11 protein-coding genes are annotated in these 11,299 nt (G+C 71.4%); 6 read left to right on the top strand and 5 right to left on the bottom strand.

Translation table 11 applies throughout. The features are described from left to right. The first annotated feature begins 128 nt into the window (after window positions 1-128). Window positions 129-527: a cellulose binding domain-containing protein gene (locus ACIA8K_RS19755; RefSeq protein WP_396060984.1), complete on the top strand. Its 399-nt coding sequence runs from the start codon at window positions 129-131 to the stop codon at window positions 525-527. Window positions 528-777: 250 nt separating this feature from the next. Then, window positions 778-1,659, top strand: coding sequence for an NADP-dependent oxidoreductase (locus ACIA8K_RS19750; RefSeq protein ID WP_396060982.1), 882 nt, complete (start codon window positions 778-780; stop codon window positions 1,657-1,659). Between the two features lie 1,344 nt (window positions 1,660-3,003). On the opposite strand, the gene ACIA8K_RS19745 is transcribed toward ACIA8K_RS19750, so the two are convergent. From ACIA8K_RS19745 to ACIA8K_RS19735, 3 genes are all read right to left on the bottom strand, one after another. Then, a complete protein-coding gene (locus ACIA8K_RS19745) occupies window positions 3,004-3,483 on the bottom strand; it encodes an SRPBCC family protein (RefSeq protein WP_396060980.1) in 480 nt (159 codons plus the stop codon). Continuing rightward, window positions 3,480-3,833, bottom strand: a complete 354-nt coding sequence (locus ACIA8K_RS19740) for a metalloregulator ArsR/SmtB family transcription factor (RefSeq protein WP_396060978.1) — start codon at window positions 3,831-3,833, stop codon at window positions 3,480-3,482. The genes ACIA8K_RS19745 and ACIA8K_RS19740 overlap by 4 nt, the downstream gene beginning before the upstream one ends. 174 nt (window positions 3,834-4,007) lie before the next feature. Further along, window positions 4,008-4,601, bottom strand: a complete 594-nt coding sequence (locus ACIA8K_RS19735) for a TetR/AcrR family transcriptional regulator (RefSeq protein ID WP_396060976.1) — start codon at window positions 4,599-4,601, stop codon at window positions 4,008-4,010. An 81-nt stretch (window positions 4,602-4,682) separates the two neighbouring features. Between ACIA8K_RS19735 and ACIA8K_RS19730 the strand changes: the two genes are divergently transcribed. Beyond that, the gene (locus tag ACIA8K_RS19730; protein WP_396060974.1) at window positions 4,683-5,045 is read left to right on the top strand and encodes a nuclear transport factor 2 family protein; all 363 of its coding nucleotides are present in this window, start codon (window positions 4,683-4,685) and stop codon (window positions 5,043-5,045) included. A gap of 10 nt (window positions 5,046-5,055) precedes the next feature. Here ACIA8K_RS19730 and ACIA8K_RS19725 read toward each other — a convergent pair whose 3' ends face one another. Continuing rightward, window positions 5,056-5,562, bottom strand: coding sequence for a GNAT family N-acetyltransferase (locus ACIA8K_RS19725; RefSeq protein WP_396060972.1), 507 nt, complete (start codon window positions 5,560-5,562; stop codon window positions 5,056-5,058). A 75-nt stretch (window positions 5,563-5,637) separates the two neighbouring features. On the opposite strand from ACIA8K_RS19725, the gene ACIA8K_RS19720 reads away from it, so the two are divergent. Further along, window positions 5,638-7,440 (top strand): alpha-amylase family glycosyl hydrolase, encoded by a 1,803-nt coding sequence (locus ACIA8K_RS19720; protein ID WP_396060969.1) that lies wholly within the window; start codon window positions 5,638-5,640, stop codon window positions 7,438-7,440. A gap of 77 nt (window positions 7,441-7,517) precedes the next feature. Next, window positions 7,518-8,711: a beta-ketoacyl-[acyl-carrier-protein] synthase family protein gene (locus tag ACIA8K_RS19715; protein ID WP_396060967.1), complete on the top strand. Its 1,194-nt coding sequence runs from the start codon at window positions 7,518-7,520 to the stop codon at window positions 8,709-8,711. 324 nt (window positions 8,712-9,035) lie between these two features. Here ACIA8K_RS19715 and ACIA8K_RS19710 read toward each other — a convergent pair whose 3' ends face one another. Continuing rightward, window positions 9,036-9,509 (bottom strand): molybdenum cofactor biosysynthesis protein, encoded by a 474-nt coding sequence (locus ACIA8K_RS19710; protein ID WP_396060963.1) that lies wholly within the window; start codon window positions 9,507-9,509, stop codon window positions 9,036-9,038. 161 nt (window positions 9,510-9,670) lie between these two features. Here ACIA8K_RS19710 and ACIA8K_RS19705 point away from each other — a divergent pair, with 161 nt between their 5' ends. Then, window positions 9,671-11,278, top strand: coding sequence for a Na+/H+ antiporter (locus ACIA8K_RS19705; protein ID WP_396060960.1), 1,608 nt, complete (start codon window positions 9,671-9,673; stop codon window positions 11,276-11,278). Window positions 11,279-11,299: the final 21 nt, after the last annotated feature.

Below are 11,299 nucleotides of genomic sequence, written 5' to 3'. Positions count from 1 at the left end.
GGCCTTCAGCACCCGTCCAGTAGGCATCCAGTCGGGTGGTGGAGGCTGCGGTTGAAACGATAGATCCCAGTGTGGAAATAGGACAGAAATCGGGGGTACGGAACGTGCGAGCGAGGATCGGGGCCTTCATGGCGGCGTGCCTGATTGTTCTTCTTCCGGCGGTGCCGGCATCGGCCGCGGCGACGTGGCCCTGCGACATCGCCTACCACGCATACCAGGGCGGCAGCCAGTTCACTGTCAATCTCGTCATCGGCAACAGCAGCACCGACTACCACATCAACGGCTGGACGCTGCGATTCACGGCGCCGCCCGGCCAGACGGTGCTGCCCGCGACCGCGCACGGCGTGAGCCTCGTCCAGGTCGGCCAGGAGGTCACCGGGACGAACCTCGGCTACAACCCTCTGCTGGAGCCCGGCAACCGGCTGTGGGTCGGGTTCGAGGTGAAGGGCCCGGACTACCGGGTCGAGCCCACGGCATTCACGATCAACGGGTATCTGTGCAGCGTCGATGCGTGGCCGACGGCCTGACATCGACTGCCGGCGCTTCCTGCGGGCACTTCTCACGGTGATCATCCTGGCCGGCGTCGCGCGCGTAGCGGCGCCGGTCCCGGCACCACCGCGCTCGCCTCCGAGTCCGTACCCCCTTGATGGTCCGGGCGCTGAATTCCCGGGCTGCCACTCGCTTCTGACGAGTGTTACGGTGACGAAACAGCGCTGCGGCAAGGCTGTTACGGGCCGCTGGGCGGCCGGCGCCCCTCCGCCGGTTGATCGAGGTGTCATGAAGGCTCTACGGTTCGCGGAATTCGGTCCCCCAGACGTGATGAGCGTCGTCGAGACCCCCGCGCCGAACGCCGGCCCCGGCAGGATCCGCATCGCGGTCCGCGCCGCCGGCGTCAGCCCCGCCGACTGGAAGATCCGCGCCGGCGCCGCCCCGGTCCCACTCCCCCGCATCCCCGGCCTCGACGCGGCCGGAATCGTCGACCAGGTCGGCGAGGACGTGCACGGCTACCAGGTCGGCGACGAGGTCTTCGGCATCGCCCCCGGCGGCGCCTGCGCCGAACACGCCGTGCTCACCCACTTCGCCCACAAACCGCCCGCGATGTCCTGGCCCGAGGCCGCCGGCCTGCCCTCCGCCGCCGAAGCCGCACTCCGCGCGATCGAGGCCCTCCGCCCCGCCGCCGGCGACGTGCTGCTCATCCACGGCGCCGCCGGCGGCATCGGCCAGGCCGCCGCCCAGTTCGCCCGCGCCCGCGGCGTGCTCGTCGCCGGCGTCGCCGCCCCCGAACACCACGACCGGCTGCGCGCGCTCGGCGTCGCCCCGGTCGCATTCGGCCCCGCCCTCGCCGACCGCCTGCACACCCTCGTCCCGGACGGCATCGACTGCGTCTTCGACACCTCCGGCACTGTCACCGACGAGCTGCTCGCGCTGGCCGGCGCCCCCGACCGCCTCGTCACGGTCGCCCCACCAGGCGCCACCGGCGCCCTCCACCTCTCCGAATCCCCCCGCCGCGCCTGGCACGCCCTCCCCGAAGCCGCCGGCCTCTTCGAACGCGGCGACTTCCACCTCCCCATCGCACACACCTTCCCCCTCACCCAGGCCTCGGAAGCTCACCGCCTCGGCGAATCAGGCGGGGACCACCTGGCCCTGCTCCTCGACTAGCTCGCCGGCCGGAACAGGGAAACAAGGTCCAGGTCGTGTTCCCGCTCTGCGGGTGGTCCGGCCCGCGTGCTCCCGCGGGCAAACCTCGCCGCCCACCAAGACTCCGCTAGCGCTCCGCTTGCCGGGCGGCTCGGAGCCGGTTCCGCGCGGTGCGGGGACAGAGCACGCGAGCACCGAGGTACCGACGAAGGCGGCGCGCCGCGCTCCGGGGGCCGCGTCGGCGATTGTGGGTACTGGGGCCGGTGCCGGCAGCGATGCCAGAGACTGGCGGTGGACGCGATGAACATGGGCTGCGGCGGCCCGTGACGAACCACGCCCGCTATTCCGACAGCACCGGCCGCCCGCGCGGCCGCGGCCACGTGGCCGCAAGAACCGGCGCCGAAGCCGGCGGCTCGCGGTGAACGCGATAAGCAGGGGCAGCGGCGGCCCGTGACGAACCACGCCGGCTATTTCGACAGCACCGGCCGCCCGCGCGGCCGCGGCCACGTGGCCGCAAGAACCGGCATCGAAGGCAGAGGATGCGGGTGGTCGAGCTGTGTCGGCCGCCAGTGTCAGGAGTGAGTTGAGCCGAGGGCGCGGGCGGTGTCGCGTCAGCGGCGGATGATCAGTGCGAGTGCAGCTGAGTGGACGCAAGATCCGGCATCGGCTCCGCAAAGGTCCGGTTGATCTCGCCTGCTCCGGTCGCGCGGTCGTGAAGATCGAGCGAGAAGCACCTTCGCCCCATTTTTCCTATTTCGCGGCTCGTTACGACTTGTCCGCTGCCGGTGCTCAAGATCCTTGCGGCTCTGGTGGCCCTTATCAAGGCGAAATAAGGGCCACCAGAGCCGCAAGGATCTTCAATCTCGCCAGGTGGACAGCGGACTCCCGTATGCCGGGCACGCACAGCGCGCGGCCAGCATTCGGGCACTCCACGCTCGAAATTTCGGGCTACTTCCGCGCCCGAAGTTCGGGTTATTGGGGTTCGCAACCAGGGCGCCCGCCGATCACGTCGTGCCCGAAATTTCGTTATATAGGCGGCTGCGATGCACGCTTCCCGACCCCGGAAGGTCAGCGCTGAGGTCTCGCGGTCGGGGTGCGAGTCGGGCACTCCGCGCCCGAAATTTCGTTATATAGAAGCCCCTGACGCGCCTTACCCTGACCGCGGAAGGTCAGTAAGGCGCCCCACGCGAAGCGCGGCGTGACCGCGGCGGGATCTCTGACTTGTCGCCGGCGTTTCCTCGTCGAGGCGAGAATCGCCGTTGGGCACTATCTGGCGCGGGGCGGCGACGATTCAAACCGGCTGCGTTGCCCTCGCGGGCGATGGTTTCGACGTGCGATGGTTTCGACGTGCGAAAGGCCCTCGGGTTAGCGCTGGGACTCGAAGTGGTCCTTCATTGATGGGAAGTAGTCGTTGAAGTCGGGCATCGGGAGGCCGTTGCGGGAGGCGACGAGGGCGTCGAGGTAGTACTCCCAGCCGGGGCCGACCTCGCCGACGTTGTCGGTGCCGGTCAGGTGCTGGGTGAAGCGGAGCTCGGTCACGCCGGCGGTCTCGGTCAGGGTGAGGTCGAGGTGCCAGCTGCCGTGCTCGTCGACGGAGGAGAGTGCGAGACGGCGTGGGGGCTCGCAGGCGTCGATTGTCATGTCCATCCAGGGGGCGCCGTCCTCGTACGACATCTGGACCTTGATCGTGTTGCCTGGTGCGGCGTCGCCCTCCCACGGGCCGAACCAGCGGGCCGTGCGCTCCGGATCGCTGATGCTGGCCCAGACGTCGTCGACCGGCGCGCGGAACGTGCGGGTCAGGACGAGGTCGGTGCCGTGCAGGCGGCCGGTCGGGGTCGGGCTCATGCGGTCTCCTCGTGATCGTGACGATCGATGCGGCGTTCCCGGCGGGTGCGGTAGACCTCGGTTTCCAGCGCGTCGAACCGGTGCTGCCAGCCGGAGGGCCGGGTGAGTTGGCCCAGCCAGTCGGTCAGCTCGGTCAGTGGCGCGGTGACAAGCGTGTAGACGCGGCGGCGCCCGTCGGCCTCGTCGCGCGCCAGCCCGGCCTCGCGCAGCACGCGCAGGTGCCGGCTGACGGCCGGCCGGCTGATCGCGAACCGGTCCGCTATCTGCCCGGCCGACAGCGCCTCATCACGCAGCATGAGCAGGATCTCCCGCCGTATCGGATCGGCGATCGCGCCCGCCACCTCATCCACCGCAAAAGCGTAACCCATCGGTTACACGTTAACCAGCACGACCGCGCAGGACCAGCACGACCGCGCAGGACCAGCACGACCGCGCAGGACCAGCACGACCGCGCAGGACCAGCACGACCGCGCAGGACCCAGCAAAACCCAGCAGGGCGCGGCGCCGCTCGACCGCCCGTCACCTCAGGCGCGCAGACCACTCAGCAGGTGAAACACCTCGGCGCGCGCCACCGCGAGCGCCCGAGCCGGGTCCGCCGACTCGGTGATCGTCGTGGCGGCCTCGCAGAGCGCGCCGATCACCAGTCGGGTGCGCAGCGCGTCGTCCCCCGCGGTCGTCTCGCCCGCCTCGCGGAGCCGGGTGAACGCGCGCCGCAGCAGGCCCGCGGCGTGCCGCTCCTCGATGTCGCGGATGGTGGGACGGTCGAGCACCCGGGGGCCGTCGACGACGACGATGCGCTGCGGGTGCGGCTCCGCGACAGCGGCCAGGAACTCCGCCGTGCCCGCCTCGAGCTGCGGCCAGCCGGGATCGGCCGCGGTGACGGCCTCGGTCACCCGGTGCGCGATGTGCGCGTGCGCGGCGGCATAGACCGCGAGGAACAGCTCCCGCTTACCGCCGAAATGGTGGTAGATCGCGCCTTTGGTCACGCCGGCCGCGACCGCCACGACGTCGATCGAGACCCGGTCATAGCCGTCCGCGCCGAAGGCGGCTGTCGCATGCGCGAGCAGCTCCGCTGTGGTGCCGGCGGACCGCTCGGCCTGGGTACGGCGTGGTGACATCGGATTCCTTATGCCTTGACAGCCGTTCCGGACGACTCCCATGATACATACCGCGAGTATGTAACTAGCGAGGAGACGCACATGGACGAGTTCGTGGACCGCTGGGCCGCGTTCTGGGACGCGCCCGACCCGGCGCGCGTGGACGACCTCGCCGCCCCCGGCATCGAGCTGACCTATCCCGGCCTCCCCGAGCCGGTGCGCGGCATCGAGGCCTGGCGCGCACGGGTGACGTCCATCGTGGACCGCTTTCCGGACGTCCGCCTCACCGTCACCGCCCACGCCACCGCCGGCGACCTCTGCTTCGTCAGCTGGCGCGGCACCGCCACCGCCGCCGGCCACCCCCTCACCTGGGAGGGCATCGACCGCATGCGCCTCAAGAACGGCCTGGTCACCGACTCGCTTGTCGCCTTCGACACCGCGGGCCTGCGACCGGCCGTCGGATGAGCGACCCGGCTCAGGCAGCGCGGGTGTGCAGGTGGCCGCCGTCCCGGCCGGGGGCCTCGGGCGGAAGCGTTTCGATCAGCGGATAACCGGCCTTCACCGCGACGCGGCAGGACGCCAGATTGCCCAGTCGATGCCGCAGGTCGATCGCGCGCAGCTCCGGAAAGGCCGCGAACGCCCAGTCGGTCAGCACGCTCACCGCGCGGGGGGCGAGGCCACGGCCCCTGGCGGGGGCGGTGGTCCAGTAGCCGACCTCGCCGCGGGGGCCGTCCGGGTCGGCGCGCTTGAGGGCGACCGTGCCGAGGATCGGGCCGCCGGCCGACCCGACTATCGCGAAACCGTAGCGGGTGCGGTTCGCCAGGCCGTCGCGCTGGACTGCCACCCAGGCGAGCGCGGCGGGCACGGTGTCCGCATGCAGCTGGGTCCAGCGACGCAGGTCGGGGTCGGCATAGGCCGCGACCAGCGCGGGCACGTCCGCCTCCGTCCAGAGGCGAAGCGTCAGGCCGTCAGCGTTGATCATGTGGGAGGACTTTAACGGGTCCGATTGGTTCCACCGCCCTTCCCACCGGACCACGACGGGTCGTAGAAACGAGGGATGCGGAGCGTTGCCGAGATCGACTTCAGCCGGTTGACCGACAGGAGTTTCCACCCGTCGCCGATGGCGTGGGAGGACGAGGTTCTCTACTTCCTCATGGTCGACCGTTTCTCGGACGGACGGGAGCGGGACTGGCGGGACAACGACGGGGTGGCGGTCGCGTTCGGCGAGACGCCGCCGCTGCGGCCGGGAAACCGGGACAACGCGATGGGCACTGAGGCGGAGCGGGCGGCGTGGCGGGCAGCGGGTGAGCGGTGGGTGGGCGGCACGCTAAGCGGGCTGCGCGGCAAGCTCGGCTATCTGCGGCGGCTGGGGATCACGGCCGTGTGGGTGAGTCCGATCCTGAAACAGGTCCCGGGCACCGAGAGCTATCACGGGTACGGTACGCAGGACTTCCTCGACGTGGACCCGCATTTCGGCACCGCCGAGGAGCTGCGCGAGCTGGTGAGCACCGCGCACGGCCTGGGCATCCGCGTCGTGCTTGACGTGGTGCTCAACCACACCGGCGACGTGTTCGACTACGCGGTGCCCGCGCCCGTGTGGGACGGCGACCGGACCTATCCGGTGGCGGGTTTCCGTGATGCGGACGGCAAGCCGACGCTGCCGTTCCAGGAGTTGACCGACCGGGACACAGGGGTGTGGCCGGCCGAGCTGCAGCGTCTGGAGACGTTCACCCGGGCCGGGCGGATTCAGGACTGGGACCGCTCCCCGGAGTATCTGCGCGGCGATTTCCAGGCGTTGAAGGACGTGTCGCTGCTGCGCGCGGACGGTGGCCCGTCCCCCGCGCTCGCGGCGCTGACCAGGGCGTACCAATTCTGGCTCGCCTTTGCGGATCTTGATGGTTTCCGGGTGGACACGGTCAAGCACATGGACCCGGCGGCAGCCAGATATTTCGCCTCCTCGGTGCACGAGTTCGCACAGAGCATCGGCAAGGAGAACTTCTACCTGATCGCGGAGATCACCGGCCCCCGGTCGTTCGCCTACCGCACGCTCGAGGCGGTCGGGATGGATGCGGCGCTCGGCATCGCGGACGTGCAGGACCGTCTGGAGTGGACGGTCAAGGGCAAGCAGAACCCGGCCGAGTACTTCGCATTGTTCCGGGACTCGCTGCAGGACGGCAAGGACTCGCACACCTGGTACCGGAATCGCGTAGTGACCGGCTACGACGACCACGACCAGGTGCGCAAGGGGTCACGCAAGGCCCGGTTCGCCGCGACCGGGGACGGTGACCGGCTGGCCGTGGCCGCGCTCGCGCTGAACGCGGCCACGCTCGGCATCCCGTGCGTCTACTACGGCAGCGAGCAGCTGTTCGACGGGCAGGGCGGCGACGACAGGTACCTGCGGGAGGCGATGTTCGGCGGCGCGTTCGGCCCGTTCCGCAGCCGCGGCCGGCACGCGTTCGACGAGGACCACCCGGTCTACCGGCAGGTCGCCCGCATCCTGGCGTTGCGCCGCACGGTCCCGGCGCTGCGCCGCGGCCGGCAATATCTGCGGGAGATCTCCGGCGACGGCACCCATTTCGGCACGCCCGCGCCGATCGGCGACGGCCCGATGCGGTCGCTTGTGCCCTGGTCCCGGATCTTCGCCGACCACGAGGTGCTGTGCGCGATCAACACGGACCCGTTCGCCGCCCGCACCGCCTGGGTGACGGTGGACGCGCTCCTGCACCCGCCCGGCACCACCCTGACCTGCACATTCAACACCGATCAAGGCCTCGAGGGTACGACTGTGCGCGCGGAACCCCGCAACGGGAGCGCGGTGCAGCTGACAGTGCCGCCCGGCGGCTTCGTCGCGTACTGGTGAGCGGCCCTTCGGGCCGGCGGTGCGCGGCGGGATACTGGATCACGGTAACAACCGACTTTCGAACGTAAGGATCGTCGATGCTCGAGTCTCGGAACGGGCGCCGGGTCGTGGTGACCGGCGTCGGACTGGTGGCGCCGTGCGGGATCGGCGCGGCCGATTTCTGGGCCGGCCTGTCGAAGCCGGCCATGCCGTCGGTCACCCGCGAGGTGCCCGGCTTCGACGCCGCGGTGATCGGTCTCTCCACGGTGGAGATCCGGCGGCTGGACAGGTTCGCACAGTTGGCGCTGGTCGCCGCGCACGAGGCGCTCGGTGACGCCGGGCTCGCCGACGAGGCGGACCGGGACGGCGACCGCACCGGCGTGCTGATCGGCTGCGGCATCGGCGGCGCCTGGTCGTGGGAGTCGCAGGTGCGGGTGCTCGACGAGAGGGGCCCGTCGCGCGTCTCCCCGCTGACCGTGCCGATGGTCATGCCGAACGCGGCGGCCGGCGCGGTCTCGATGCGCTGGGGCCTGGCCGGACCGTGCGAGACGATCTCCACCGCCTGCGCCACAGGCACCCAGTCGATCGGGAACGCGGCCCGGTGGATCGCGGCCGGGCGTGCGGACACCGTGCTGGCCGGCGGCACCGAGTCCTGCCTGACCGGTGTGAACCTGGCCGGTTTCGGCAACATGCGGGCGCTCTCCCCGACCGGCGTGTCCCGCCCGTTCGACGCGGGCCGGGACGGTTTCTGCGCGGCCGAGGGCGCGGGCGTGCTGGTGCTTGAGGAGTACTCGCGGGCGGTCGCCCGTGGCGCGCGCATCTACGCCGAGATCGCCGGAACCGGTTCGGGTGCGGACGCGTACCACATCACCGCGCCGTCACCTGGTGGCCGGGGCGCGGCCGCGTGCATGCGGGAGGCGCTCGCGGACGGCGGCGTGGCACCCTCGGAGGTCACGCACGTCAACGCGCACGGCACGTCCACGCAGCTCAACGACGCGGGTGAGGCCCAGGCGATCGCCGCGGTCTTCGGCGCGCACAGGCCGGCCGTCACCTCGATCAAGGGCGTGACCGGTCACTCGCTCGGCGGCGCGGGCGCGATCGAGGCGGCCGCGCTGGCGTTGACGTTCGCTCACCGTTCACTGCCCCCGACCATGGGCACCACGACCGTCGACCCGGCGCTCGACATCGACGTGGTCCTCTCCCCGCGCGACTGGGAGCCCGCCCCGGCCCTGTCCAACAGCTTCGGCTTCGGCGGCCACAACGCCTCCCTGCTCTTCGTCCCCGCCTCCTGACCCCCGCCCCGGCCACGCCCCTGACCGCGGGGCACCCGGCCACGGCCGGCCCTGCACCCCCGCCCCGGCCACGTTCCTGACCGCGGGGCCTCCAGCCACGGCCGGCCCTGCTCTGCTGCACGCGGCCCCGGACCGCCGCTCCGGCCCGGGACCGCCGCACGCGGCCGACAAGCACGCCTGCCCCCGGACCGGGTGCCCGGGGTCAGCGGGCCCGCGCCTGTGGGTTTCGTGGACCACGGATCCCGCAGGGAGGAGCGCCAGCGACGACCGAAGCCCGCGGGAGCATGCGGCACCCGGCCACCGCGGAAGCGGGAATATCTGCTTCTATCGTCTGATGTCGACCTTTACCGGGCCGACGCGGAGGATGCCGTCGTCGAGGGGCGTGCAGCGGATGCCGCCGTGGCCGCGGAGGGCGCGCCAGGCGCCGGGGGCGATCGTGACGTCCATCCAGGCGCAGGGGTGGGCGGCGCTGTTGACGCGCAGGCGGATCGGGCCGGCGCCGGAGTCGAGCGTGAGGACGGTGCCGATCAGGTCGTCGACCGGGACGCCGGTGAGCAGCACGTTGCGCCGCACCTCGGCGAGGCCGGCGCCGGGCGGCAGGTGCTCGCGGGCGATCATGGTGACGCTGGCGTCGTGGTGGGCGGGGTGGCCGAAGAAGCGGTCGCCGACGATGCCGATCCCGGCCCGGATGTGGATCTCGGTGCGCAGTTCGCCGGGCGGGGCTGGTGCGGGACCGTCCTTCGGGCGGCCCGCCAGGCGGTGAACGGGCGAGGCCAGCAACTCTGCGATCTCGGTCATCTGACCGAACCTCCAGCCGGTTCGTGAGGCGGGTGCCGCACGCATCGTATTACCCGCGGGGCAGCGACTGCTGTCAATTGGGGGATACGGGCGGCGGGCGCGGGCGGGCGCATGAAAGGGTTCTCCCGGGGAGGATCGCGCAGAGGGGAATACCTGTTCGGATGGTCGAGACAATGGCGCTGGTGCTCGGTGGGCTCGTGTTGGTGATGGTGGCGAACGCGCTCGCCCATCGCCTGCGCCTGCCCGCCTCCGTCCTGCTTGTCGTGGCCGGGATCGGGTACGGCTACCTGCCGGGCCCGAATCTCGAGCTCGACTCGGAGGTCGTGCTTTACCTGGTGATCCCCCCGCTGCTCTACGCGGCCGCGCTGGAGTCCAGCCTGACCGCGCTGAAACGGAATCTGCGTACCGTGCTGGGCCTGTCCGTGGGTCTGGTGCTGGCCACCGCGCTGCTTGTCGGCTACGGCCTGGACCTGCTGGTCGCGGGCGTGGCCCTGAGCGTCGGCATCGCGGTCGGCGCCGCGGTCGCGCCACCGGATCCGGTGGCGGCGCTCTCGATCGGCCGCCGTGCCGGTCTGCCGCCGCGGCTGATCACGATTGTCGAGGGCGAGGGCCTGCTCAACGACGCGACCGCGCTGACGATTCTGAAGGTGGCGGTGCTGGCCGCGACCGGCGCGCACTTCTCGCTCGGCCATGCGGTCGGCGAGTTCGCGCTGATGGCGGTCGGTGGTCTCGCGGTCGGGCTGGCGTCCGCGTGGGTGCTGGCGCAGGTGCGCCGCCGGGTGACGGATCCGCTTATCGACACCGCGATGTCGCTCGGTACGCCGTTCGCGGTGTTCCTGGTGGCGGAGGAGATCCACGTGTCAGGCGTGCTGGCCGTGGTGGTCTGCGGGCTGTGGATGGGCCACCGCGCGCCGTCGATGCAGACCAGCCGGTCGCGGCTGCAGTCGCGCCCGGTCTGGCATTTCGTCGAGTACCTGCTCGAGGGCTACGTGTTCGTGCTGATCGGGCAGCAGTTGCCGCACACGCTGCGCGCGCTCAGCGAGTACGATTTGCGCACGATCGTCTCCGCGTCCGCGGTCACGCTCGCGGCGGTGCTGCTGGTCCGGCCGATCTGGATGTACGTGATGGCGCACCTGCCGAGCCGCATGCACGCGCGCCTCGGCGGCGACCCGAAGGGGGACAATCCGCCGCTGTCGTTCCGCGAGCTGACCGCGCTGACCTGGGCCGGCACCCGTGGCGTGATCACCTTGGCGGCCGTGTTCACGCTTCCGCCCGAGGTGCCGAACCGCGATCTGCTGCTCTTCTGCGCGTACATCGTGGTGATGGTGACGTTGATCGGCCAGGGTCTGACGTTCGCGCCGCTGCTTCGCGCGCTGAAGCTGCCGGGCACGGACGTGAGTCAGGCCCGGAGCCGCAACGAGGCCCGCGCGGCAGCGATGGAGGCCGCGGTGGCCCGGCTGGACGAGCTTGAGGAGTCGGAGGACCCGGCGATCCACGCGTCGCTGCCGGGCGCACGGCGGCTGGCCGAGGCGCGGCTGGAGCGGTACCGGAACCGCCTGGTGGTGCTGAACGCGACCGAGGACGAGGCGCTTCCGGTCAACGAGGAGTACCGGGCCGCGCAGCAGTCCCGCCGCGAGATGATCACGGCGCAGCGGGAGGAGCTGCTGGCCCGGCGCGACGCGGGCCTGCTCTCCGATGCTGACCTGCGCATCCTGGAACGCGAGCTGGACCACGAGGAGAGCATCCTGCCGTCCCCGGGGAAGCACTGAGAAACCGGAATGTGACTGACC

The sequence above is a fragment of the Catenuloplanes sp. NPDC051500 genome, from assembly GCF_044454585.1.
Lineage (GTDB): Bacteria > Actinomycetota > Actinomycetes > Mycobacteriales > Micromonosporaceae > Catenuloplanes.
This window is presented reverse-complemented; position numbering and strand designations above follow the sequence as displayed.

Excerpts from the sequence above, each read along its gene's own strand:
- ACIA8K_RS19715 (WP_396060967.1), top strand. The coding sequence starts at position 7,518 with ATGCTCGAGTCTCGGAACGGGCGCCGGGTCGTGGTGACCGGCGTCGGA.
- ACIA8K_RS19755 (WP_396060984.1), top strand. The coding sequence starts at position 129 with ATGGCGGCGTGCCTGATTGTTCTTCTTCCGGCGGTGCCGGCATCGGCC.
- ACIA8K_RS19705 (WP_396060960.1), top strand. The coding sequence starts at position 9,671 with ATGGTCGAGACAATGGCGCTGGTGCTCGGTGGGCTCGTGTTGGTGATG.
- ACIA8K_RS19725 (WP_396060972.1), bottom strand. The coding sequence starts at position 5,562 with ATGATCAACGCTGACGGCCTGACGCTTCGCCTCTGGACGGAGGCGGAC.
- ACIA8K_RS19745 (WP_396060980.1), bottom strand. The coding sequence starts at position 3,483 with ATGAGCCCGACCCCGACCGGCCGCCTGCACGGCACCGACCTCGTCCTG.
- ACIA8K_RS19730 (WP_396060974.1), top strand. The coding sequence starts at position 4,683 with ATGGACGAGTTCGTGGACCGCTGGGCCGCGTTCTGGGACGCGCCCGAC.
- ACIA8K_RS19710 (WP_396060963.1), bottom strand. The coding sequence starts at position 9,509 with ATGACCGAGATCGCAGAGTTGCTGGCCTCGCCCGTTCACCGCCTGGCG.
- ACIA8K_RS19750 (WP_396060982.1), top strand. The coding sequence starts at position 778 with ATGAAGGCTCTACGGTTCGCGGAATTCGGTCCCCCAGACGTGATGAGC.
- ACIA8K_RS19720 (WP_396060969.1), top strand. The coding sequence starts at position 5,638 with ATGCGGAGCGTTGCCGAGATCGACTTCAGCCGGTTGACCGACAGGAGT.
- ACIA8K_RS19735 (WP_396060976.1), bottom strand. The coding sequence starts at position 4,601 with ATGTCACCACGCCGTACCCAGGCCGAGCGGTCCGCCGGCACCACAGCG.